The 20,998-nt window shown below is 59.3% G+C and carries 26 protein-coding genes; 11 read left to right on the top strand and 15 right to left on the bottom strand.

Annotation, left to right across the window (positions count from 1 at the left end; all coding sequences use genetic code 11):
* Nucleotides 1-87 precede the first annotated feature (87 nt).
* Entirely contained in the window at nt 88-2,379 is a 2,292-nt protein-coding gene (locus SIDU_RS16990; protein WP_037508326.1) for a TonB-dependent receptor, read from the bottom strand.
* Nucleotides 2,380-2,615: 236 nt separating this feature from the next.
* Here SIDU_RS16990 and SIDU_RS16995 point away from each other — a divergent pair, with 236 nt between their 5' ends.
* On the top strand, nt 2,616-2,801 hold the full coding sequence (locus SIDU_RS16995; RefSeq protein ID WP_007682966.1) for a hypothetical protein: 186 nt from the start codon (nt 2,616-2,618) through the stop codon (nt 2,799-2,801).
* Nucleotides 2,802-2,953: 152 nt separating this feature from the next.
* Here SIDU_RS16995 and SIDU_RS17000 read toward each other — a convergent pair whose 3' ends face one another.
* Nucleotides 2,954-3,499, bottom strand: a complete 546-nt coding sequence (locus tag SIDU_RS17000) for a phage integrase central domain-containing protein (protein ID WP_409349297.1) — start codon at nt 3,497-3,499, stop codon at nt 2,954-2,956.
* Nucleotides 3,500-3,685: 186 nt separating this feature from the next.
* On the opposite strand from SIDU_RS17000, the gene SIDU_RS17005 reads away from it, so the two are divergent.
* Nucleotides 3,686-3,871, top strand: a complete 186-nt coding sequence (locus SIDU_RS17005; protein ID WP_007682963.1) for a hypothetical protein — start codon at nt 3,686-3,688, stop codon at nt 3,869-3,871.
* Nucleotides 3,872-4,212: 341 nt separating this feature from the next.
* Nucleotides 4,213-4,698, top strand: a complete 486-nt coding sequence (locus SIDU_RS17010; RefSeq protein ID WP_007682961.1) for a hypothetical protein — start codon at nt 4,213-4,215, stop codon at nt 4,696-4,698.
* Between the two features lie 13 nt (nt 4,699-4,711).
* On the opposite strand, the gene SIDU_RS17015 is transcribed toward SIDU_RS17010, so the two are convergent.
* Genes SIDU_RS17015 through SIDU_RS17025 form a run of 3 tightly spaced genes read right to left on the bottom strand, consistent with a single transcriptional unit; the run spans nt 4,712 to nt 8,033 of the window.
* Nucleotides 4,712-5,206: a Mov34/MPN/PAD-1 family protein gene (locus SIDU_RS17015; protein WP_007682959.1), complete on the bottom strand. Its 495-nt coding sequence runs from the start codon at nt 5,204-5,206 to the stop codon at nt 4,712-4,714.
* Entirely contained in the window at nt 5,196-6,833 is a 1,638-nt protein-coding gene (locus SIDU_RS17020; RefSeq protein ID WP_007682958.1) for a ThiF family adenylyltransferase, read from the bottom strand. Before SIDU_RS17020 ends, SIDU_RS17015 begins: the two co-directional genes overlap by 11 nt.
* A gap of 9 nt (nt 6,834-6,842) precedes the next feature.
* Complete coding sequence (locus SIDU_RS17025) at nt 6,843-8,033, bottom strand: CBASS cGAMP synthase (protein WP_007682956.1); 1,191 nt, start codon at nt 8,031-8,033, stop codon at nt 6,843-6,845.
* 87 nt (nt 8,034-8,120) lie between these two features.
* Between SIDU_RS17025 and SIDU_RS17030 the strand changes: the two genes are divergently transcribed.
* Entirely contained in the window at nt 8,121-8,834 is a 714-nt protein-coding gene (locus SIDU_RS17030) for a hypothetical protein (RefSeq protein ID WP_007682954.1), read from the top strand.
* Between the two features lie 71 nt (nt 8,835-8,905).
* Here the strand turns inward: SIDU_RS17030 and SIDU_RS19710 are convergent, their stop codons facing one another.
* The 3 genes from SIDU_RS19710 to SIDU_RS17040 all read right to left on the bottom strand — a co-directional run bounded on the left by SIDU_RS19710 (nt 8,906) and on the right by SIDU_RS17040 (nt 11,399).
* The gene (locus SIDU_RS19710; protein WP_158514639.1) at nt 8,906-9,067 is read right to left on the bottom strand and encodes a hypothetical protein; all 162 of its coding nucleotides are present in this window, start codon (nt 9,065-9,067) and stop codon (nt 8,906-8,908) included.
* A 191-nt stretch (nt 9,068-9,258) separates the two neighbouring features.
* Nucleotides 9,259-10,560 carry a hypothetical protein gene (locus SIDU_RS17035; protein ID WP_007682953.1) on the bottom strand — a complete coding sequence of 434 codons (1,302 nt, stop codon included), beginning with the start codon at nt 10,558-10,560 and terminating at the stop codon, nt 9,259-9,261.
* Nucleotides 10,560-11,399, bottom strand: coding sequence for a dCTP deaminase domain-containing protein (locus tag SIDU_RS17040; RefSeq protein WP_129965616.1), 840 nt, complete (start codon nt 11,397-11,399; stop codon nt 10,560-10,562). Before SIDU_RS17040 ends, SIDU_RS17035 begins: the two co-directional genes overlap by 1 nt.
* Nucleotides 11,400-11,482: 83 nt before the next feature.
* On the opposite strand from SIDU_RS17040, the gene acpS reads away from it, so the two are divergent.
* Nucleotides 11,483-11,878: a holo-ACP synthase gene (gene acpS / locus SIDU_RS17045; RefSeq protein WP_007682948.1), complete on the top strand. Its 396-nt coding sequence runs from the start codon at nt 11,483-11,485 to the stop codon at nt 11,876-11,878.
* Here acpS and SIDU_RS17050 read toward each other — a convergent pair.
* From SIDU_RS17050 to SIDU_RS17080, 7 genes are all read right to left on the bottom strand, one after another.
* Entirely contained in the window at nt 11,860-12,747 is an 888-nt protein-coding gene (locus SIDU_RS17050; RefSeq protein ID WP_007682946.1) for a nucleoside triphosphate pyrophosphohydrolase family protein, read from the bottom strand. The genes acpS and SIDU_RS17050 overlap by 19 nt on opposite strands.
* 15 nt (nt 12,748-12,762) lie before the next feature.
* Entirely contained in the window at nt 12,763-13,935 is a 1,173-nt protein-coding gene (locus SIDU_RS17055) for a nucleotide kinase domain-containing protein (RefSeq protein ID WP_007682944.1), read from the bottom strand.
* Between the two features lie 6 nt (nt 13,936-13,941).
* Nucleotides 13,942-14,796 carry a thymidylate synthase family protein gene (locus SIDU_RS17060; RefSeq protein ID WP_007682942.1) on the bottom strand — a complete coding sequence of 285 codons (855 nt, stop codon included), beginning with the start codon at nt 14,794-14,796 and terminating at the stop codon, nt 13,942-13,944.
* Nucleotides 14,789-15,676: an ImmA/IrrE family metallo-endopeptidase gene (locus SIDU_RS17065; protein WP_007682941.1), complete on the bottom strand. Its 888-nt coding sequence runs from the start codon at nt 15,674-15,676 to the stop codon at nt 14,789-14,791. The genes SIDU_RS17060 and SIDU_RS17065 overlap by 8 nt, the downstream gene beginning before the upstream one ends.
* 3 nt (nt 15,677-15,679) lie before the next feature.
* Complete coding sequence (locus SIDU_RS17070) at nt 15,680-16,039, bottom strand: helix-turn-helix domain-containing protein (RefSeq protein ID WP_007682939.1); 360 nt, start codon at nt 16,037-16,039, stop codon at nt 15,680-15,682.
* The gene (locus SIDU_RS17075; protein ID WP_007682937.1) at nt 16,036-16,350 is read right to left on the bottom strand and encodes a hypothetical protein; all 315 of its coding nucleotides are present in this window, start codon (nt 16,348-16,350) and stop codon (nt 16,036-16,038) included. Before SIDU_RS17075 ends, SIDU_RS17070 begins: the two co-directional genes overlap by 4 nt.
* 130 nt (nt 16,351-16,480) lie before the next feature.
* Nucleotides 16,481-16,774: a hypothetical protein gene (locus SIDU_RS17080; RefSeq protein WP_007682935.1), complete on the bottom strand. Its 294-nt coding sequence runs from the start codon at nt 16,772-16,774 to the stop codon at nt 16,481-16,483.
* A gap of 8 nt (nt 16,775-16,782) precedes the next feature.
* On the opposite strand from SIDU_RS17080, the gene SIDU_RS17085 reads away from it, so the two are divergent.
* The 6 genes from SIDU_RS17085 (at nt 16,783) to SIDU_RS19845 (ending at nt 20,762) form a co-directional block, all read left to right on the top strand.
* Nucleotides 16,783-17,979 (top strand): tyrosine-type recombinase/integrase, encoded by a 1,197-nt coding sequence (locus SIDU_RS17085; RefSeq protein ID WP_025771243.1) that lies wholly within the window; start codon nt 16,783-16,785, stop codon nt 17,977-17,979.
* Nucleotides 17,980-18,418: 439 nt separating this feature from the next.
* Nucleotides 18,419-18,631: a hypothetical protein gene (locus SIDU_RS17095; RefSeq protein ID WP_025771247.1), complete on the top strand. Its 213-nt coding sequence runs from the start codon at nt 18,419-18,421 to the stop codon at nt 18,629-18,631.
* A 41-nt stretch (nt 18,632-18,672) separates the two neighbouring features.
* The gene (locus tag SIDU_RS19490; RefSeq protein WP_129965618.1) at nt 18,673-18,924 is read left to right on the top strand and encodes a hypothetical protein; all 252 of its coding nucleotides are present in this window, start codon (nt 18,673-18,675) and stop codon (nt 18,922-18,924) included.
* 215 nt (nt 18,925-19,139) lie between these two features.
* Entirely contained in the window at nt 19,140-19,415 is a 276-nt protein-coding gene (locus tag SIDU_RS17100) for a hypothetical protein (protein WP_013038956.1), read from the top strand.
* A 174-nt stretch (nt 19,416-19,589) separates the two neighbouring features.
* Nucleotides 19,590-20,300 (top strand): hypothetical protein, encoded by a 711-nt coding sequence (locus tag SIDU_RS17105; RefSeq protein ID WP_007682923.1) that lies wholly within the window; start codon nt 19,590-19,592, stop codon nt 20,298-20,300.
* A gap of 303 nt (nt 20,301-20,603) precedes the next feature.
* The gene (locus tag SIDU_RS19845; RefSeq protein WP_007682921.1) at nt 20,604-20,762 is read left to right on the top strand and encodes a hypothetical protein; all 159 of its coding nucleotides are present in this window, start codon (nt 20,604-20,606) and stop codon (nt 20,760-20,762) included.
* Nucleotides 20,763-20,998: the final 236 nt, after the last annotated feature.

Genomic DNA, 20,998 nt, shown 5'->3' on the forward strand with positions numbered 1-20,998 from the left:
CGGGGCGCGGGTAGATCGTAGGTACCTGGATCGCATAGGCGATGGCGAGCGCCAAGGCGCTGGAACCTCCTCATATGTTCGGCCCGATCACATGCGGCCTTCCAGGGAGACGCCCAATATACGCGGTGGATTAAGCGTACCGCATCTGCGCCCGTCGACATCCACAAAAAACTGATTGAGCTTCTGCACATTGAAGACATTGGCGGCGGTCAGGAATGCGCCCAGACGCCTTCCCTGCCATCCGAGCTTTGCGTTGACGATGGTGCGAGCAGGGATGTCCCGGACGCGCTGATCCATGACGCTCTGGTAATAGGCGCTGCGATGGTTGGCATTGAGGTTCGCAAGCCATCCCTTCGGATGGGAGAAGGTTGCGCTGCCGGAAAGCGTCCAGCGAGGCGCAAGCGGGAACGCCTTTCCTTGCGCGCTCTCGAGAGCCGTGTCCCCGGCCAAGGGAAAATTCTTGAACCTGGCGCTGCCAAATCCGAGGCCCGCGAACAGGGCAAGCGTTCGCGTCACGGCCGCGTGGGATTCTATCTCCAAGCCATGAAGCCGGGATTTTCCTGCATTGACGATCCTGGTGTCGTAAAGCGCTCCGGGGGTCAGTTGGATCAGAACCTGCTGATCCCTCCAATCGGTCCTGTAGAGATTGGCGTTGAGCGAGAACCGTTTCCCAAACCATGATGAGCGCACAGCCCATTCATAGGTCGTGCTGTGCTCGGGCGCGAAATCATAGCTTTCCGCGCGCTGCTCGTTGAATCCCGAACCTCCAGCCCGGTAGCCGCGCTGTGCCGTCAGGCTTAACGCCACGTTCGAGGCCAGATCATAGCTGAGGCCCAGTTTGGGAAGCCAGGCATGATAGCGCACGCGGCGGAGCGGCTCTGCGCTGTTGGCGCCTTGGACGAGACCCAGAAGCAGACTGTTCAACCGGCGAACCACTGGAGCAAGGGCAGGAGCCGCGAGTCTTTCAGGATCGGGCAGATGCCGGTCGATCGCAATGCGTTGCGTCGCGCTCTGTATTTGGGTCTCGGCGTCATAGCGCAGGCCCAAGCGGAGATGCATTCGCTGTCCAAGCGGGAAAGTCAGATCGACGAACCCGGCATGGTTGTTCGTCATCCTCGGATTTGCGAGGTCATTGCTGATGGGAAGGATACCACCATAGAGATTGAGGACGGCTTCCGCCATCGCAGGCGACAGGCCCGCTGCCTGCAACTGGCGTCCTATCCCGAGGTTCACCAGGCTGAGGCTCTGTAACGCGCTATAGGAATAGGCGCGCCGTTCGCGTAGATAATAGGCGCCGACCAGACCATCGACCCAATTTCTGCGAAAGTTGAAACGAACCTCCTGCTGGAAAGTCCTTGTGAGGTCATCCATGCGGCTAAGTTGGCCGGGGATAGCAGTGCGGTTGGCGTCCGAGAGCGAACGAAAGCGGATGCGGCTGTAGCTGGTCACGGATTTGAAGACGGATTCCGAATCGATCTCATATTCCGTGGAGAATGTGCCGATCGCACTGGTGACGCGCTTCTTGTCCTGGATATCGGAGGTCACGATCCGCGCATGCGGATCATAGGGCGGATCGAGTTCCGTATAGAATGTACCCCGTTGATGCCGGTCATACAAAAGGGTGCCGAGCAGGCGCAGAGCCGGTAGGGCACGCGGCTCAAGCAACAGCTTCCCCCGCAATGTGTTTGAACGCTGCGGGTCTCCGTTACCGCCGGTCGTCACATTGTGGATCAGGCCTGCCGCTTTGGAGGCTTCCGCCGCCAACCTGAAGGCAATCTCATCCTCTATAATAGGACCACCGACCGCGATCCCCGCCCGCCTTTGGCCATCCTCGTCCGTCAGCAGCAGCCGGGCTCTGCCGGTCCAGTCGAAGCCAGGATCCACGGTATTGATGATGACCGATCCAGCCAGCGCATTGCGCCCCTGGACGGTCGATTGCGGGCCGCGCCATATCTCGACCTGCGCGACGTCGAAGAGGTCGAGAGGGCCTGAAGCTAGCGCAAGGCGGGGAATAGGCGCGCCGTCCACATAGATGCTCGCCAGCGCTCCCTCCCCGCCTCCCGACACGTTGAAGGCATCGATGCCCCGCATCGAAAAGGTCGTCCGATTGCCGTCCACCGCCACATTGGGGGTTCGGTCAAGGACATCATAGGCCGAGATCATGCCTTGCTCTTCGATGGAGCGGCTTGTCGTCACTGCCACACTTGCCGGTGTGTCCTGCAAAGAGCGGCGGAGTTTCTCGCCCGTCACGATCAATCCAGAGTCTGCCGATTCGGCCTGAATAGATGACGGCAAGGTTTCGCCATGAGCCTCGCGTGCGGAAGCGCCAGACATCACGCCAGCCAGCCCCACGGCGGACGCAACAATATAGATTCTCATGATCCCCCCGGAACACGTAGCAGCCTAACCTTCTGGCGGCGACCGCGCGATAATGGAAGTCTATATGCAAAGGGTGATAGTTATTTGCCGATCCGGCTTCCGTCTGGTCGATGTCGAAGAAGACCGACGGGTATAGCTAACGTTGCGTGCCTTGCTTGGCCCAGCCTTTGCAGGCGTCATCGTTGATTGCAGACCTCTTCGCAGGTGCGTAGTGGAGCGTGCAGAAAGGCATTTTCATGCGGACAAATTCTGGGCTGGGCTCGACCTCCTACGCAATTATTACTGCCATCGCCGCACTCGTCGCGGCGACGGGCGGCGATGAAGGCTATGGTTGGCCGTTCATACTCGGGCATTTCCTCGTCGCCTGGATTTTGATCGCTGCCTTCGCGCATCTGGGCAAGACAATATTTCGCCGCCCTTGATCGCGAAGCTGCAGCCGATCGCGTGAGTCGCTAGCAAGACGATATTTTCCTTTCCCATTCGATCTTATTTTGGTCTCATCTGCCATGAACGATATCCTGAACTCAGCGTTCCTCCTGACCTAATTCTCCGCGAGCGATTTGTCAGAAGCGCGCTACACGCTTCTGACAATCAAGACCCCCCGAACTCTGGCGGCGCGTCGTCTCACTGGGAGCCGAAATCCGCATCGACCGGCGCGGGCACCCGATGTCGCGAATACCGCGCCGTATCCTTGGCGGGGCGGTTGATTAACCAGGATCATCTTCCTCAAGGGGACCAGATCAGTAATTGCAGGCTGCCTCCCCTTGCGCAGGGGTTTCAGCACCGCGCCAAGCTTCTCGGCCGGATCGGTTTGCGTGATGCCCTGCGCGATAGAGTAGACGAGTACGCCTGAATGCTGGCGCACGCGCTCGGTGGTTTCGATCGCGCCGCGCGCCTTGATCTCGCGCAGGACCGCAAGAATCAGCGGCGGAGTGAAATCAGCAATGGGGATGGCGCCGATCATGTCGAAGAGATCTCCCTCCAAGCTTCGGATCACAGTTGTTCGGTAGCTTTGTTGGACAGTCCCGAACGGCACCTTTAGAGAGCGAAGTAGCGGTAAGCGGTCGCTTGATACTTGGGCGATCCACCTGCAAAATCTGGTCGAGGAGCCCGAACCCACGACCAGTATGGTCCCGTTCGCGAGATGTGTGTAGGTAGCCTCGCCAACCAATGGTGCGGGTGATTCGGCTGGTGGCGGGCGGTCAAATGCTCAAAAAGTTGTTGGAAGCGACGGATAACCAGGGATCTCCGCGCGTTCATTGACCGGAAACCCCTGCGTTCGTATATAGGTATGCGGAGTAAACCCATGTTGCAGGTGAGCCATTACGACCCCGTGGAGCGTCAGCGCGAAAAGGATTGCGCTCGCGAGCGGGATGATCGTGCCCTGCGCAACGGTGATATCTCGCGTGAAGCACTGCGGATGCGCAACGGCTTTCTCGCACCGCTGGACGTGGTGAGTTCGTCCATCCGGCACCGGGGCATGGTCGCCTGAGCGAAGAGCCGCTTCCCGCCGAACTCGTTTATGACCTCGCCAAAATCCTAACACTTGATGATGGCGCGTTCATCGTTGGCGGACAGGCGCTCAACATATGGGCCGAACGCTATAGCAATGCGTCCGAACTGAGTGATTACGGCCCGTATACCTCAAAGGACATCGACTATTTCGGGTATCGGCAGGCGGCCGAAAAGCTGGCGACCGCGATCGGCGGTTCGCTGCGCGTTCCCGACCTCGACAATGCCACGCCGCAATCGGCGATCGTCGTAGCTGAAATCGAGGGCCGGCAAATCGAGATCGATTTCCTAACGCATGTGCTGGGTGTGCAATCGCCCGGCTTGGAGAATGCCGCGGTCGAAATCATCATGCGGGTTCGCACGACCGATGGCGAGGGCACGTTGGCAGTGCCGATCATGCACCCCTTGCATTGCCTGCAAAGTCGCATCGCCAATGTCGTAACGCTCCACCGCAAGCAGGATGTCGCGCGCCGACAGCTCGAAGCGGCACCAATCGTCCTGCGGGAGTATGTTGCGGAGATGCTGGATATCGGGCTGCACCGCGAGGCCACCTCGACCCTGGAGGGGTTGTTCAAATATCTCCGTTCCGATGTGGCAGGCAAACAGGCGCACAAGGTGATGACCAATGATCCGGCCAGAATTCTCGATCATTTCGCGGACGATGCCCGCATCGACGGGCGCTATCGCGAGAACAACCTCGCCAGTATGCGCCGCACGCTTGCCACACGTCGAAGCGCCTGGGGCCGAATGCGGGCCTTGATGGACTTTCGTCGTCGCACAGGCAAGGCGGACGAGGATATGAATTGAGTTTTGCGGCCGCCTATTGAGCCAGGAAGGCGATACCAGCGTCCGACCGCTCCGCTTCGACATACCGGATCGGCTTGAGACAATTTGGCCGGCATAGCCCGAGCCACATCCCTTCGTAGCCGACGATCAGAAAGGCCATCTGGTCGCCGCGGGATTTTGTGATCTGCTGCCAATTCCGCAGATCGATCGATGACGGCGATGGGAAGCGCTCGGGATGCGAATGCCATTCGCCGACCCAATCCATGACACGCCCGGATTTGCGCCAGCGTTGCAGCGCTACGGCACGATGCCCTGCTGCCGCCCGGTGGAACGCAAACATCGTGCCCCGGTCCCATCGTGTGGGGAGCGTGGCTTCCTTGATTTCGAGATGGGGACCGCGACGGAGACCGAGGAAGATACCCCCGCGTTCGCTTCGTCCAGCATAGCGCGCGGCGTCGGCGAGGATCGGCTCTATGGCGGTATGGGCGATCAGGATCGCGGATGGGGGATTGTTGTCGCTATCCGCCACAAGCCACGCACTGGTCAAAGCGGGTCGGGGAAACCCATTTCATCGCCTCACGACCTTCGGTGTGATTGAGGACGACGGTTCGCAGACGGAGGCCGGGTTTTCCGCCGGCCCAATCGAGCGCGGTGCGCAGGGCCAGACTGGCTGCGGCGACCGGCGCGTCCACCGCAAAAGGTATGTAGCCGGCTTCCCCGCAACGCGCTGGCGCCATCCGCAGTGGCGAGTTAGCATCCTTGAGCGGACTGTAACGCCACTGCCCATCAAAGCCGGTGCGCAGACATCGGTAGCAGGCGAGATCGGCATCCTTGAGGTTGAGAAAGGTCTGGCTGGCGATACCGTTGCCGAAGACCCAGCAATGCAAAAGAGCGAGCTGATCTCCCGTTCGGTCGGATTTGAGCCAGAGATCGTTGAGCGCGCTGGCGACATTGGGATCGCCGGTGGCGTCGATTACGAGATCGCATGTTTCGAGGGCGGCCCAATCCTGTGAGGCGTCGATCCCCTTTGGCTCGATCTGCACATCGGGATGAAAGCCGTGAAGATAGTCCGCGACCGCATCCGCCTTGGGCTTTCCCAGATCCGAAAAGCCAAGCAAATGCCGGCCGAGATTGCCCGGCGAGAGCCGGTCAGTGTCGTAAAGCCATAGGGGATGGTCGCACCCGGCGCCCGCTTGCACCAGCATCTTGGCGAGATTGCTGCCGATCGTACCGCAACCGACAATCGCGATTTTCTTGCCAATAAGGGTGGGTTCACCGACAAGGTTGCGTTCGACGCAAAAGCGCAAATCTGTTTCGGTGCCTGTCATCCGGTCCAGTCCTATTTCCTGGGTCTGTTTGTCCACCATCTTGCGAAAAAATGCGGGGCGGAAACCCGCCTTCGCCGATCGGATCAGTTCGAGAGAGGGGGGGAATTGGGACGTCCAGCCGATGATGGCATTTGGCGCGGCCAGAAAGACAGGACGGGAGGATGCCGTTGCCGCCAACACCGCCTCGCGCCATCCATTCGGCGGATTGGGCTGGGCGGCGATATAGTCGAGCACGGCCGCGAGCGATCCGAGAGGGAAGGTCGTCGTATGCTGCAACTTGGCCGCAAAGGCCAAAACGATGGTCGGCACACGGCTTCGCGGCCTGCGATGCGCCCAGGCCCCTTTGGCAACAAGAACGGGGGTTCTGATTCCGTCGAGAAGGATCATTTCGGCTTGCACGATGGCGGGCACTTTCACGCGCGCGATCGCGCAATAGATGCTTGACCCTTTCCAATAGGCGGATAGTTCCTGTTCGAAATCGGCCTTCGCGCCCCCGCTGAAGGACCGTTCGAGTGTCGCCGAGGCTTCGGCGAGCACGCGCAGGACAGAGCCGCCGGGATTGTAGAGGTCGAGCGGCAGGCCACCTTCGCCAACATAGCAGATATGGCCGTTCGTCATCAGATGCGCGAGTTCCGGCACTGGCAATGCCGAACCATCGACCAGCCGGACGGTCGGAGGGGTTACGAAACGCACATCGGGAATGTCGATTTCGACGGTCGCTGGTTTGCCATGCGCCAGAATCTGCCCGCGGTACGTGGCCATCGGCCGCTCCAGCGTGAAGCCCTGGTGCTTGAGCGTCGCATCAATGGTCCAAAGCGGGTCGGCCAAGATGTGGTCCTAGCCCGACGTCGAGTTCGTCACCTTAGGGGCAGGCACGAGGGCAGGCGCCTCGGCAGCGACGGTCGCCGCCACTGTCGGAAGGATTTCGACCATATCTGGCCGATAGGGAATCCGCTCGCCAAAGGCACGCCGCAGCGCGTGGACAACGAGATCGGCGTTGGCCGTCCCCTTGAGCGCGCTGTGCATATCCGCTGCGAGCGCTTCCGAAGCCTTGACGACGGTAGTCCGGTCATCATCGGTCCAGTCATTCAGAACAATGCGCTGGCCCGGAAAGGCCGGGTTGAGGAGTTCACCGCGAAAGATGCCGGGGAGCCGCTGGGCGATTTCATAGGCGATGCGGTCATCGTCCAGGTTGCGGTGGGTGCCGTTGAGCTGCTCCAGAGCCTCCGCAACGGCGGCCATGATCGTGATTGACGACAGGCAACAATGTTCCCAGCGATGGTCCCGCCAGCCCTTAAAGTAGCGACAGGCGCGGCGAAAGTCCTCACCGTAGCGGGCGACGCATGCCTCCACCCATTTCTGCAATTCGAGCGGATCGGACTGCTGCCACGTCCCGTCGCGATGCGCGAGCATGATCTGATCGGACGGCAACTTGGCGTAGAATCGTCCCGCACGCTTGGCGAACTGGCCCGACTGGATTTGCGCATCGCCAAAAGAGATCGACTCCGCGAGTTCGCGCGGAGCCGAATAGATCGGGATATCGACATGGCTTTCGCGGCTGAGCTGGACCCGGACGCATGTCAGCTTGCTGGTATCCAAAATCCAACCCCGTTCGCGGCAAAGCGGTCGGAGGGCATCCTCAACGAGCGCGAATAATGTCTTGGCGACCAGCGCAGGCTGGCCATTTTCGAGATAATCCACCCGGACGTACATGCCGTCGTCGAGATCGAGCTGCTGCGGGGGCTTGTGACACGGGTCCACCAACAGATCGTAGGCGAAAGACCCTTGGGTGAAGAACTTCGGCATGATGGACGGTCGCGACCGGGCCGACCGAGCGGCATAAGCCGGCTCCCAGAAACCGTCCTCGATCTGAATGCGGGCCGCGCTTGCCCGGATAGCCTTGCGGATGTCGCGGCGCGCGTCGAGAAGGCTGGACTTTTGCAAGTCGGCGACTTGCAGCGCCTGATGATAACTTGCCGTAACCCGAAGGCCGACGAAAAGCGCGCTCGCTTTGGCCAGAAACCCCATTTGCTCTTACCTCCCCGGAACGGCCTATGCCCCCGGTATTGTGTATGCTAACTTCTTCTTAACCATAGATGTAGGTGCGTTCATGCTATGTTCAAGATGTTTCCTCCAACTTTTTTGGTCGTTCCGGTCGCCTGGTTGACTGTTCTCGTCCTCGCCGGACTGGATGCCATCACCCCAGCCTTGGGCGGCCTCGGGATCACGCCCAAAGTAACCTGGGCCATTCTGGTCGTGCAGTCGATCATAACGCTGGCGATCGTCACGCCCTTCTGGCGCGTGATCTGGCGCTGGTGCCCCAAGCTCAACGAGTGGGTATTTCCCGACCTCAACGGCGAGTGGGATGTCGTCGGAGACACGAACTGGAATCGCATAGACGCATTGTTGAAAGCGGCGAAGGGAGATGCTGCCTTGATCGACATGCGAGCAGGGTCGGAGGATGCCTTGCCGCCGCTGGGAAAGTTTCAGATGCGCGCCCGTATAAGCCAGTCCTGGCTCGACATCGAAATGGAGCTTTGGAATCCGCAAGGAGCGGGACCGATCCAGGAATCGACAACGCTTGTCGTAGAACCCATTCGGGGCAAACGCGGTCGACATGCTCTCGCCTATATTTTCGAGCAGGTGAACCAGACCGATGTCGTAAGCGATGATGCCAAGTTCCGGGGAGCGGTGTGGGTCACTCGCGACCGGGATGATCCCAATGCGCTTTGCGGCCGCATGTGGAGCGATCGTATGTGGCGTCGTGGTATGAACACTGCCGCCGACTTGAGATTTACACGCTTTGTCGTCCAGAAAGGCGGTGGATAGGAAAGGAGGCACCGAACCCCAACTGGATGCGGCATGCGATAGCCGTCGGCACCCGCTGACGCGTCACAACGCTACCCCTCTTCACTTCGTTTTAAACGCGCCATCGCCCGCCGATGCCGGCAATCGGTGAGAATTACCGATAGAACCCCATGAATGAAGGGCAGCTTCGGACGGCCGCGTTTTGAACTGCGAATGACCGCTTTGTCGGCGAACACCGCCTTGATGGCTTGCATGATGAAGAGCGGCCGACGCCGACCCTTCCCCGTCGTTCAGCACCCAATTTTACGCTCGCAGGTGCGGACCGGCAGCTTTCCCATTCTGGATGCCCAAGACTGGCCGGTAGCGGACTGGCAGCCTGTGAATTTTGAATCGCCAAAGCCGACACACTTTCGTCTAGCTAATGAACGGAGCGGACATGCGCGTGTCATTTGTCGAATGGAATGTTTGAGGTGTCGGGCGCAGGCATTGGCGCTCCGATAAGGCCAGCGAATTGTTGGTCAGGAATCGATTGAAGAAAGGTTGGGATATCTAACGAGTTCAATGAGAACCGGGGCTCGGGATTGGGGATGCAAAAACAGGGAGAGGCTACATTGCCTTCATGCTCGACCAAGCCGTCGAAGCCACTAAAGCATGTCGCGTTTACGTGCTCCGCGCCATAGTGTAGAAACAGTGCATAAGAGAGAATTCCAGCGCGCCGACGAAGATGCGGAAGCATCAAATCTGCAGGATCGATCTCATTAAATTGTACAGCGATGAACGCCGGGTGATCGCCCGAAAACTGAGTTGCTGCCTTCCGCATTGCCGCCAACAACGGCTTGGACGTATCGTCTTCCTTCTTGCTACGCATCACAATTAGGCAACCAGCGTCTTCGGTGATTGCGCCTGCGACATGGCAATTGTGCCCCCATCTACTCTGACACGCGGCGCTCAGGGTCGCTTGGTTGTTGATCGTGACACCCTGCATCTCCTCATCGAAATTGAGCATCGTGATCTCGAACGGCGCCGAAGCGGCATTCCCGTTATTGCCGCTCAAAAGTAACTCTGTGAGGTTGTTTCGCAACTGCTTCTGATCGCTTAGTTTAGCCGACAGGCGGTCAGCTAAGTCGACTAGTATAACTTCGCGACGAGACCGTTTCATCTGGGTTGCGAAGGCCGGGGTCATCGCCTCGATGAAACGATAGAAATCCTTGCGGTGAATCTGCCTTCCAGCGTCAGCAGAGAGGCTTTTACATTCCACTTCACCTCGAATGTTTTCCAGCGAAAAGGCGACATCGAATTGGCCCGTGCCCTCGAGGTCCGGGAATTCGAGATGAAATCCGTCAATGGCGAGGCGCTGCGCAACGTCCATCTCAAGGTACAGCGCCGCGAAACCGGTTTCGGCCTTGAGCGCGTCTCTGAGGCGGCCAATGAGGGCATTCTTGCCCTTGTCGTTCAGCGCATCATGCACCTCGACCACGGTAGCCGCGAAATGGAGGCCAGCCCGTGCCTGCGTGTCCGCATATTCAGGGAGAAGACGGCCTTCCTTTGCCAGCACGTCGCATTGGAAGCTGATCGCCAACTCCAGCCAATGATAGTCAGCGACGATTTTCCATCGATATGGCGACCGGCGTTGTTCCTCATCTAGCTGGTCAGCGCGCTTGAACCAACGCTCTCGACCGACCAAAGAAAGAAATCGCGGGAGATAGGTTGCGAGGTCCTCGAGTGCGGTCGGCCGCAGCAATTGCATTATTTAACCCCACCACCGGCTTCAGTTGAGTTTGAAACCGAGTCCGCCGCATTTGAAGGGATTGCGCCACTCGAATTGACGCGCGGGTCGACGCTTGCATCATTCGCTTGATCCAGCCCGGTTGAAGAGGCTGCGAGAAGTTGCTGCAAGCCACCTTCGCGCACCCAATTTGTCACCATGGCACCGACGAATAGCATCAGAATTAACGCGATGACCCGATAGTAGGTTTGTTCGCGTTCGACCGCGTGGATGCGGCTGGTCAGGTCTTTATCAACATCTTTGATTTTCTTGTTGATGCCGGCGATTGATTGCAGTTCGCCGGAAATGCTAGGTATTAATTCTGCCGGGAATGAGAGTTGAGCCGCATTTTTTCGGCCCAATTTCGTCGGGCGATCGAGGCTCGACAGCCAAAGTAGGAACATTGGCTGCCCCTGCCGAAGGTGGACCGGCACTGGCCCCGCATTGTAGACAGAGAAGATCAGACGCCCCTTAAAGCCAGGATCGACATGAAACCCCGAAACATTGATGAGGCCGCGCCACTTGATTTTCGCTTTAATCGATATGAAGCCCAGCGCATCATCGGGCACTTCTACGATTTCCTCGGTCAGTAGAAATGCAAATTGGCCCGACGGAATCGTGAACGCATCACCATCGGCTAGCTTGCGAATTGTAACGCTTTCTGGATCTTCAGATTGATCGCTTGGAGAAACATAGATCTCGCGACCCATGCTCAAGGTATATGCTGAACAATCTATTCGATCTTTGTCGAATGGCGCGATGAGCGCTGGCAAACGTGTGGATAGCGTTTCCCCGCTCCAGAACCCCGTTGTCCCCATCATGCTCCTCCCGTTTGTCAAAATTCGCTACACCAATCTAACAAGCCGTCTTAGAGATTTGTCAGAAATATGAACGAGCTGACAATATGATCATCGCGCACGGCATCGATCTGGTCGACATCGCCCACACCGCGCGGTTGCTCGCTGATCCGACCGATCAGCTCCTGACCAGATGCTTCACGCTACAGGAACAGGAATCTGCCGGGACCGGCGCCGATCGCGTCGCGCGTCTGTCCGGGCGACTTGCCGTCAAGGAGGCCGTCATGAAAGCGCTCGGCACGGGCTTCTCGGGCGGGGTCGGTTTCCTCAGCATCGAGGTCATAACGCTGCCTTCCGGCGCTCCGACAATCGCCTTGCATGGCGAGGCACAGGCACGCGCCGAGGCGCTTGGCATCGTGTCCTGGCTGGTCAGCACCAGCCATGAAGGTGACATGGCCATGGCGAGCGTGATCGCTCTGGGAGATCAGAGCGCGCCGAGATAGCTGATCGTGCGGGCGTCGAGATCGACCGAAATCTCACCGCCGTTGTTGGCGAGAACCTGCCGCCAGACCGCAAAGCCTTCCAGGATCGCGCGCTCCCAATCGGCTGCGGTGGCGCCGCCGACCTCCAGATGCGACGTCATGCTCTGGATCGTGCGCAGCAGTCCATAGTCGATCTCGCTGACGCCATCGAGGAAGCTATGCACGCGCGCATAGTCGAAGGCCAAGGCGGACACGCCTTCTTCGATGATCCGAGCCCGGCCGCCGTCCTCCACCTCGTCGAGCAGTGGGCGGCTCTTGCGCTTACGCTTGAGGAACGCCCGCAGGTTCGGCGACCAGCCCAGAACCGCCGCATAGGCCAGGTGGAAAACATCATGAAATCGGTAGCCGTCGGGATCATAGGCATTGTCGCCCAGCAGCGCCCCGATCCCCTCGCCATTGATCGTCATTCGCACTTTCGGTCTCGGCCCCGTCTCGGGCTCTTCGGCCAGGCGCACGATCATCTGGCGCGGCAAGCGCTCGAGGTCGGGAAATTCGGAATCGTGCTGGGGCGCCTGCGCACTGGTGGGCGCAAAACGCGCGCGCACCTTGTCGAGATTCTTTTCGGCGATCTGATCGAGGTCGAGGCCGAACTTGCTCGCGACATTGGCGATGTACCATAAGAGGTCGCCAAGCTCTTCGCCGACCCGGTCCTTGAAGAGACGGTGCGCCGCGCCGTCCCGCAAATGCTTCTTGTATTCGCTCAGCAGCTGTCCAGTCTCGCCGGCCAGGCCCAGCATCGGCACGATCAACGCCGTCGCGGCTTCGTCGTCACTGGTTCCCGGCACCTGGTCGGTAAGCAGCGCCTGCGCTTGATAGGCTTTTAGATCCACCGCAATACTCCCAACCTAGATGCTTTCATCTTGCGTATTTGCAGCGCCCGGCCGAGTTGCCTCAAACGCTTCGTTCGGCACCGCACCTGCGGCAATACGATCATTGATACCCCATTTAGGCGGATACCAGAATTCGATGGGCTGGGCCTGTGCGGCGAACTTCTGTTTGATCCGCGTGCGGCCGGTGAGACCTGCCGCTTCAGGATGCGCCACGCGGGCATATTTATCGACTTCGCAAAAAAGGTTCTGGCAATCGATGAGCTGTAGTGGCCGCCCCCAGAGCGAGGGAAATTCCAGGCCCAGCCGCGCACATTCCTGCTCCTGCCGGTCGGCCATCAAGCGGATCAGTTCAGCATCGCTCAGGCCGCCCGTGTCGGCGAAACATTTGCGCAGGCCGTCGCGGGCGCCCGGTCCCGGGATCACGAAATCCATTTCGGAAAAGTTCGTCACCTCGCTGTAATTGACGTCGGTGACAAACTGATAGGCGAGAAAATCGCCGATCGTCGGATAGGCGCGTAGCAACTCGAAGCCGCGTTGCATCGTGCGCGCCGATGCAAGCTTCTGCGGGAGGGACTGCGCCATCATCATCTCAAGGAGCTTGAGGTGATTCTGGTGCTTGGCCTTGTGGCCGAACGCCGAGCTGCCCGGCGGCATGATATAGGCGGCCGAGTAGATACGGTGCCCTTCGGCCATCGCCCGGGTCAGTACGGCATCGTAACGATCGAAGCGGTAATCTGCGAAAGTGACCGATCCTAGCGCGCCTTCGAGCTTCTCCCAAGTCTCGATCTTGTTGAACAATTTGAACAGCAGGATGCGGAACACCACTTCGTCGATCGAAGCAGGAAGATCCCCCCGGTAGATCACATGGCGGATCAGATACTGGCTCACGCGATCGGACGCCCGGTAGGCGTTGGTGAATTTGAAGACGGCCATCACCGGATTGTCGGTCCACGGCCATGGGCTGCCGAGGGCGCGGCGATAAAATATCCGCTGCCGCTCAGCCGCGAAGCGCCAGTAGCTGTCGTAGACGTCCGTCGTCTTGGCCGGCGCCAGATGGCTCGAAATGATCGTCGGCGCCGCCGGCGCCGCCGCGGCGGAATAGTCGAACTCAAGGGTCCGCGGCGTCGCTGCGGGAATCTTGGCAGGGCGGCCGCGCTTGCGACCGCTCGGGGTACCAGTCTTGGTCACAGCGCGTCAGGCCGGCTGCGCGGCGAGCTGGAGGGACGCAGACGGCCGCGGCGCCGGCGGAGCCGGCGGCGCCACGCAGGCGCGGGCTGCCTCGATCAGCGGCTTCATCGCGCTGTCTGTTTTGGTGATTCGCTCCAGCTTGGCCACCCCGATCGTCACGTTGAGACGCGCGAGCGGAATGCCCATTTCATGCGCCATGAAAGCGGCGAGCTGGGCGAGCCCGAGATAGTTGCCATAAGCCTTATCGAACAGCTGCTGGGTGGCGTAGAAGGCATTGGCGACCAGACCAGCCTTCGTGGGCACAAAGCTCACATGCTGAAGGCAGGGAAAACCAAGCTGGGCGGTCGCGCTATGGTCGCGGGCGGGGTCGAAGGTCGTTGCCTGCCACATCGACCGGCGCACGCCAGGGCGGCTATCATACTGACTCAAAATCCACTCCAACTGGTTTCCGTCGCAAGGGCCGCGGCCGTACATCATCAGCCGCTCGAAATAGAGGCCCTTGCCATTAGCTTTGGGATTCTGGGCGCGATAGAAGGGGAACGCCATTTTGTAAAATTCGAACAGCTTGGCGCGGTCGCCCTGCGCCATGGTCCAGAGCCGCTGCGGGAAGATCGTGTAGGCGACGTCCTCGACGTCCCGCTTCTTTTTCTTGCTTAAAAGGGCATCCAGTGCGGCGCGAACCTGGGTATTCTCCGGGATTTCATATCCGTCGCCGAACCCATCCATGGTAAGAACAAGCGGGGCAATCTCATTTCCCGGATGCTCAAGAACGTGGAGCAAGGTTCGGGCATAGGCCTCGGACACGCTCTTCGCCGCGATCATCAGCGGTTCCGAATTCTCCGGTCGGGATGCCTTACTCATCTGCATCATCCTCCAAATGGCGGAATTCGGCACGCCCGACATAGGCCGTGCGTGCAATACGCCCGAAGGCGGCCCAGTCGGTTCCCGGGCGATCGATACGGACCAAGCCCGGGCGCATCGCCTCGAACAGGCGTCCGCTCTCCAGATCAGCGACCGGCACCACGGCGTCGCCGTGCGCGACCGTGCCGGTCGGAAGCAGCAGGAGATGCCCGACCTCAGCGTCGATCGCATGGCCGCCCCATGCCTCGTCGGCGACGATGAGCGGGTTCGGGGTGAGCGAACCGAGGATGTGGGCGCGTAGCGTGCGGGGCGTGAATTTGCGCAGCGCGTCCGCCCGAGCGCGGCTGATCATCGCCTCGCCCCACAGCAGGTGCGTGACGAGCGTCGAGTACCCCACGCCGAACAGGCAGGCGATGCGATAGATATCGATCGGCGTCGCGGTTTCCGGTTTCACGCCGCGAACGGCGAAGGCATTGCGCAGCCCCAAGGTCGGCACGAGGGCATAGGCGGCGAAGGTGTCGGCGCTGTATTCCTCGGGCACATTCCACGGGCGGACCAGCTGGTTCTCGCGCAGCTCGTCGATTGACGATCCATGCCCGAGCAGATGGTGGCCCAGTTCGTGCGCGCAATTATAGGCGCGGCGCGGCAACGGGCGCTTGCTGGAGAGATGAATGCGCGGCGGCGAGCCGCGCTGGTACATCCCTTCCATGTTGATGTCGTTGAAGGTCACGCGAACCCCGTGCGCTTCTGCAATCGAATAGATGCAGACCGGGCTGACCAGATCCTTGCCGGCTTTCAGCCGCGCCGTGATCGCTGCCTTCATGGCCTTGTCTGCCAAGGCGCGGCGGTTGTGCATCATCGTCTTGGCAAGCGCTTTCATGGGTTAGGCTCCTTTCTCGTCATCGTCGGACTTCATGGCGGCGATGAGCTTCAGGAGGCGGTCGAGGTCATCGGGCTTGAGTTTGCTGAGCTCGCGAGCAGCGAGCTGCAGCTTGGGATCGTCGGTCGCGGCACGTTCGGGCGCGTCGCCCAGCAGCCACGACAATTTGGTGTCGTAGAGGTCGGCGAGCTTCGCGAGTTCGTCGGCAGTGATCCGGCGATTGCCGGCTTCCATTTCCGAAATTGTGGGGCGGTGCATGTTCATCAGCTTGGCGACCTGACCTTGCGAGAGGCCGGCAGCCTCGCGCGCGGCACGAAGGCGCGTCGGAAGTGTCGCAGTCTTGTCAGAGGGTGCGTCGGTCATCCCGCCACGGCCTCTTCGGCTTCCTTGGCGTCCTGCGCTTCAAGGATCTTGAGAACGAGCGCTACGGTCTGGTTGATCGCGAGCGGCACTTTCGTGTCGTCATCGACAAAGATGTTCGCTTCGCACGGGATGGACTTGCCAAGCGCGATGCCCAGCATGCCGGCAGCGACCGGCCAGACCTTGCTGGTGAACTTCGGCAAGGCTTCGGCAGGCTTCGTGCTCCCGTCGATCGTGGGGCAGTCTTCGCCGCTCAGCGTCTGCACTGTCCGCAGCACTTCGATCAGCTTGGCCTTGATAATGTTAGCGTCCATCGCGACTCTCCGTCTCTTACGGCTAGTAAGATATGCTTACCACCCGTAATGTCAAGGATGCGGCTTTTCAGTTTGGGCATGGCAGTATCACGCGGTCACGGTCACGGTCGCCGCTATCGCCATTCCAATCTCAATATTCGCTACGATAATCGGAGGTCAGGCCCATCTGATCGGCCAAGTCGTCGAGCACTGCGATCGTCGTTTCAAGCAGCAGTCTCATGCGATCTGCGTCATTCCAATAGGCGCTGCCGTGCTTACCGCCGTGGAACAGATTGTTGCGCACGGTTTGCGCGAAGCGAACGACACGTTCGAGATCACTTGCGCCAGGATTGAAGCCGACATCGCGAAAATCGAGATCGACTGCGGTCACGATTTGCCGCTGGGGGTTCGCTGCGATCAGCGACTTGCCCGCTGGACCAATCAAATACCCCCATGGCACTTTCATCCCTTGCACTGAGCAAAGCAAAGCCCCGTGAAAAGCCCTACAAGCTCGCAGACGGGCACGGCCTCTACCTTCTGATTACCCCTCAAGGCGGCCGTTACTGGCGCATGAATTACCGGTTCGGCGGCAAAGCCAAGACGATGGCAATGGGGGTGTTCCCATTGATCACCCTGGCGGAAGCGCGAGAGAAACGAGATGCGGCCCGGAGGCTACTCGCGGCTGGATCGGACCCGAGCGCAACACGCAAGGAAGCTGAGGCACGCGAAGCGTTTGAAGCGACCACTGGCTTTCGGACCGTCGCCGAAGAGTGGCTGGCGAAACGAGAACGCGAAGGGCTTGGGGCCGTCACCCTTGGCAAAGTGAAGTGGCTGCTTGAGTTCGCCTATCCCTCTCTGGGCAACCGAAAGATCAGCGAGATCACGAGCATGGAACTGCTGGCAGTTCTACGTCAGGTCGAAGGTCGCGGTCGGCACGAGACTGCCAGACGGTTGAGAAGTGTGTGCGGCAGGATCTTTCGTTATGCGATCGCCACCGGACGGGCAGAACATGATCTATCGGCCAATCTGCGCGACGCCCTGACCACGCCCAAGGTGAAGCATCTGGCTGCAATCACCAACAGTCAGCAGGTCGGCCCACTCATGCGGGCAATCGAAACCTTTGATGGCCATGCGGTTACACGGGCAGCTCTGCGACTTGCGCCTCATGTTTTCGTCCGCCCCGGCGAGCTACGTCATGCCGAATGGGCCGAGATCGATTTCGACAAGGCGTTGTGGTGCATCCCGGCGGAAAAGATGAAAATGCGCCGCCCCCATCGCGTACCGCTATCGAGGCAGTCGCTGGCGATCTTTGCTTCCATTCGAGAGATCACCGGGACAGGTAAGTTTGTCTTTCCCGGCTTCCAGTCCTTGAAGCGTCCTATGTCCGAGAACGCTTTGAACGGAGCGCTTCGTAGACTCGGCTATTCAGGCGACGAGATGACGAGTCACGGCTTTCGAGCCATGGCGAGCACCTTGCTCAATGAAATGGGAAGATGGCATCCAGACGCTATTGAGCGCCAATTAGCACATGCTGAAGCTGACGCGGTTCGGCGCGCCTATGCCCGAGGAGAATATTGGGACGAACGTGTAGCGATGATGCAGGCATGGTCGGACTATCTCGATGACCTAGCCGGTAAGCCACCAACTTGAACCCTGGAAATGCATCATCGGATAAGGCTGGTGGTTAAAGTACACCAGCGGGCACGTTGGCTTTAATTGGCGAGGCCCTCCTTGATGATTTTGTAGAGCGCTGCCTTCAGGCTGGCGTGTCTCTGGTTGCGATTGTCGGGCCGGGCTGTTCGCGATTAGAAGACTTGATTGATGAAATCGTTGTGGGCGATGGGTCCGTGACTGACCGCTTCCTTTGCACCACGTCTCATCCTGACGAAACATATGACGACGTGCTCAACATGGTCGAATGCTGGGAGATGGAACGGGACGATGCGATAGCTGAGGTTCGATTGTAGCCGCAGGTCAGCACGCTTTCATCGACCAGAAATTGCAGCTCAACGTGCCACTGTCATTTCTTAAAAGCCGACAATGTGATTAGACGTTGCGGCCGCCAGCACATCGCTACAAATTCACGATCATGAGTGACGCAGAATACGAATGGAAACCCCGCCCTCCAAATTTGCGCGAGCGAATCATCGCAGGCGTTTTCGTAGCGGTTCTTCTTGTCACCCTGGCCAGTGAGTACGCGGGATGGGGCCTGTTCGCAGACTACGAGAAGCAGGTCATGGGCCTGCTGATACTGATTGGATTGATCCTGCTGCGGTTCGCGCCATCGGTTCACCGCCGTTAGCGACCACTTGCGGTCGCTCCATATCGTCATATGTTTGCCCAATGACTGCCATTCGCTCCTTCCTACTAGAGGCGCTTCAACGTGTCGTTGACGGCGGCGATATCGAACACGAAGAACTTGACGCCGCCGTGCCGAACCCGCTGACCCTTGATCCTGTCGAGAAGGACGCTTGGCAGCAATTGAGTAATTGGGCAGACGATGCGGACATTCGGCAAAGGGACGCGAATTACGCGACGTTAAAACGTGACTGGATGCAAGATCACATAGCAGCATTAAAAGCGAACGGTAGCTAACCACAGTCACCGTATCGAAAGCCGACATTCCCCTATCCACCCAGCACCGGCATTCCCGGCACGCGAATCAGTCCCGCAGCCGATAACCCGCTGGTTCGGTTCGGGATTGGAAAGCCGCCCAGCGGCAGGCGACCAGTTTTCGCCGTTAATGACTGGTCCGCTGGCGCCTGTAACCAGACGTTGCTCGAACGCCCGTCATCGTGCGAGAATGCGGCATGGTTCGTTCATTAAATGCAGCAGTCGCCATGGTTATAGCACCTGCTTTGCTGCTGGTTGCCGCTGCGCACACCGGCTTGTTCGCACTCGGATCGAGGCCTCTGACGTATGCCATACTTGTTCTGGCATGGCTCATTGGCATGGTGGCTATCGGGTCGGCGGGATGGTCGCGTAAAATTACCGTCGGGTTGATGGTCATCTATACGATCATCGGTATTCCTGCCTTGCCCCTCGCGGGCCTTCTTGCGGTCTGTTCCACAGGCGACTGCATCTAAGTCCGCTTAGCCCTCCCCGAAAGCTGCCCCAGCGGAAGCGACCATAGCCGGTCTTTTAACTGGCCTTGTGTCTTACTCCGAACCGGACACTGACGGAAAATACCTGTTTGTCGGCCATGCCATCGTTCTTAAGAATATTCCGCTATTGGAAGGCGACGGAGTTCGCAGGGTTATATGATGCGAGTTAAGAACGACTGCATGATGGCGCGACGTGGGGTGATTGGTCTTTTGGCGTCGGCTGCGGCGATGGCGCTGGCAGGGTGTGCGAAACGCGGACGGCTGCGGTATCGGATTACTGTTGAAGTGGATACGCCTTCTGGCCTTAGGACCGGCTCTTCGGTGATAGAGACGCGGCAACAGGGGGCGCAGCCTCTGGTCCCGCAAGAGCTTGGCTCTGGCGGTGGCGGCGGGGTTGTCGGTGAAGCGGTGGCGGTCGATCTTGGCGGCGGGCGTGTAATATTTGCACTGCTAAGCGGACCCGAAGGGCGCAGCATTTATGCCATGGTGCCGCGTGTGCTCAATTACCCTGACCTGAAACCGCCCCTCTCGCGGCAATTCAAGCTGCACGAATGGCAAGAGGCATACGACGAAGCCGAAGATGTCAAACCGTTCGCCGTGCTTCGGCGTGAGGATTATCCGATGCTGGTGAGTTTTGGTGATCTGGGCAATCCAAAGAGCGTTGGGGCGGTCAACCCCGACATGGTCGGGGTACGCCGGATTACCCTGCAAGTGACCGATGATCCTGTCACGACGGGAATTGAGAAGCGGTTGGGGTGGTTGGGAGCTTATCCTGAATCCAGATTGGATGGAGTCTATCGAGGCGATACCGGAATGCCCCTTGCGAGAAGGCTATCTAATGGCGACTTTAGAATGGAGCCTATCTAGCGAGTTTGATGATCGGGTTCCTACGATGGCAGCTTTGCTCTTTCGTGCAAAAAAAAGCTGCCAGTCCGCAAACCACCCAGCCTGGTCATAGCAGCACGAAATTCAGATGGCCTCGGTCCACAACCAACCAGTTCGGTCCTGTCGCCTGCCGCTGGGCTGCTTTCCAAGCCCGAACCGGACCAGCGGGTTATGGCAACGCAGAGCGACTCGCTGGCGGTGAGCGACGATGCATGGTGGGAAGGACGGTCCGCTGTCGAGCATGGCATGGTGGTAAGCTGCCGACATTCGTTGTAGGCTCGACCTATGACGAAGCCATGGATTATCGCGCTCTGGGTCTTCACGGTTGCGTTGGCAGGGTGGCTGCTTGTCGATGGTCAACGCTTCGCTGCCGCCGGTGTAATGGGCACCGCGTTATTCTGGGAAGCGATCCATCGTATGTTCGGCAGCAAGGGCACCGAATAGCGCCGATGGGTGGGTAGGCGACATTCCGCTTACGCACAATTAATGCATTAAGCCGACATTCGAGTGCTGAAATTTGGGAGGGGGCAGTTGTCGTTAACTAGGTTTCGCTCATTTGGCGTCGGCGCCAAAAGCCATGTCGTCACGCGCGATAAACAGGGCACGAAGTGCCTCTTTTTGTCGCTCGTTCTAGGTGCTTGTTCGCCCCACATTCCTGCGACTTCGCCCGATCTTCCCAC

This window comes from Sphingobium indicum B90A (assembly GCF_000264945.2).
Taxonomy (GTDB): domain Bacteria; phylum Pseudomonadota; class Alphaproteobacteria; order Sphingomonadales; family Sphingomonadaceae; genus Sphingobium; species Sphingobium indicum.

Coding starts and splice junctions, on each gene's coding strand:
- SIDU_RS16990 (WP_037508326.1), bottom strand. CDS start 2,379: ATGAGAATCTATATTGTTGCGTCCGCCGTGGGGCTGGCTGGCGTGATG.
- SIDU_RS16995 (WP_007682966.1), top strand. CDS start 2,616: ATGCGGACAAATTCTGGGCTGGGCTCGACCTCCTACGCAATTATTACT.
- SIDU_RS17005 (WP_007682963.1), top strand. CDS start 3,686: ATGTTGCAGGTGAGCCATTACGACCCCGTGGAGCGTCAGCGCGAAAAG.
- SIDU_RS17025 (WP_007682956.1), bottom strand. CDS start 8,033: ATGGGGTTTCTGGCCAAAGCGAGCGCGCTTTTCGTCGGCCTTCGGGTT.
- SIDU_RS17030 (WP_007682954.1), top strand. CDS start 8,121: ATGTTCAAGATGTTTCCTCCAACTTTTTTGGTCGTTCCGGTCGCCTGG.
- SIDU_RS19710 (WP_158514639.1), bottom strand. CDS start 9,067: ATGCAAGCCATCAAGGCGGTGTTCGCCGACAAAGCGGTCATTCGCAGT.
- SIDU_RS17035 (WP_007682953.1), bottom strand. CDS start 10,560: ATGCAATTGCTGCGGCCGACCGCACTCGAGGACCTCGCAACCTATCTC.
- SIDU_RS17040 (WP_129965616.1), bottom strand. CDS start 11,399: ATGATGGGGACAACGGGGTTCTGGAGCGGGGAAACGCTATCCACACGT.
- acpS (WP_007682948.1), top strand. CDS start 11,483: ATGATCATCGCGCACGGCATCGATCTGGTCGACATCGCCCACACCGCG.
- SIDU_RS17060 (WP_007682942.1), bottom strand. CDS start 14,796: ATGAGTAAGGCATCCCGACCGGAGAATTCGGAACCGCTGATGATCGCG.
- SIDU_RS17065 (WP_007682941.1), bottom strand. CDS start 15,676: ATGAAAGCGCTTGCCAAGACGATGATGCACAACCGCCGCGCCTTGGCA.
- SIDU_RS17070 (WP_007682939.1), bottom strand. CDS start 16,039: ATGACCGACGCACCCTCTGACAAGACTGCGACACTTCCGACGCGCCTT.
- SIDU_RS17075 (WP_007682937.1), bottom strand. CDS start 16,350: ATGGACGCTAACATTATCAAGGCCAAGCTGATCGAAGTGCTGCGGACA.
- SIDU_RS17085 (WP_025771243.1), top strand. CDS start 16,783: ATGGCACTTTCATCCCTTGCACTGAGCAAAGCAAAGCCCCGTGAAAAG.
- SIDU_RS17095 (WP_025771247.1), top strand. CDS start 18,419: ATGAGTGACGCAGAATACGAATGGAAACCCCGCCCTCCAAATTTGCGC.
- SIDU_RS19490 (WP_129965618.1), top strand. CDS start 18,673: ATGACTGCCATTCGCTCCTTCCTACTAGAGGCGCTTCAACGTGTCGTT.
- SIDU_RS17100 (WP_013038956.1), top strand. CDS start 19,140: ATGGTTCGTTCATTAAATGCAGCAGTCGCCATGGTTATAGCACCTGCT.
- SIDU_RS17105 (WP_007682923.1), top strand. CDS start 19,590: ATGATGCGAGTTAAGAACGACTGCATGATGGCGCGACGTGGGGTGATT.
- SIDU_RS19845 (WP_007682921.1), top strand. CDS start 20,604: ATGACGAAGCCATGGATTATCGCGCTCTGGGTCTTCACGGTTGCGTTG.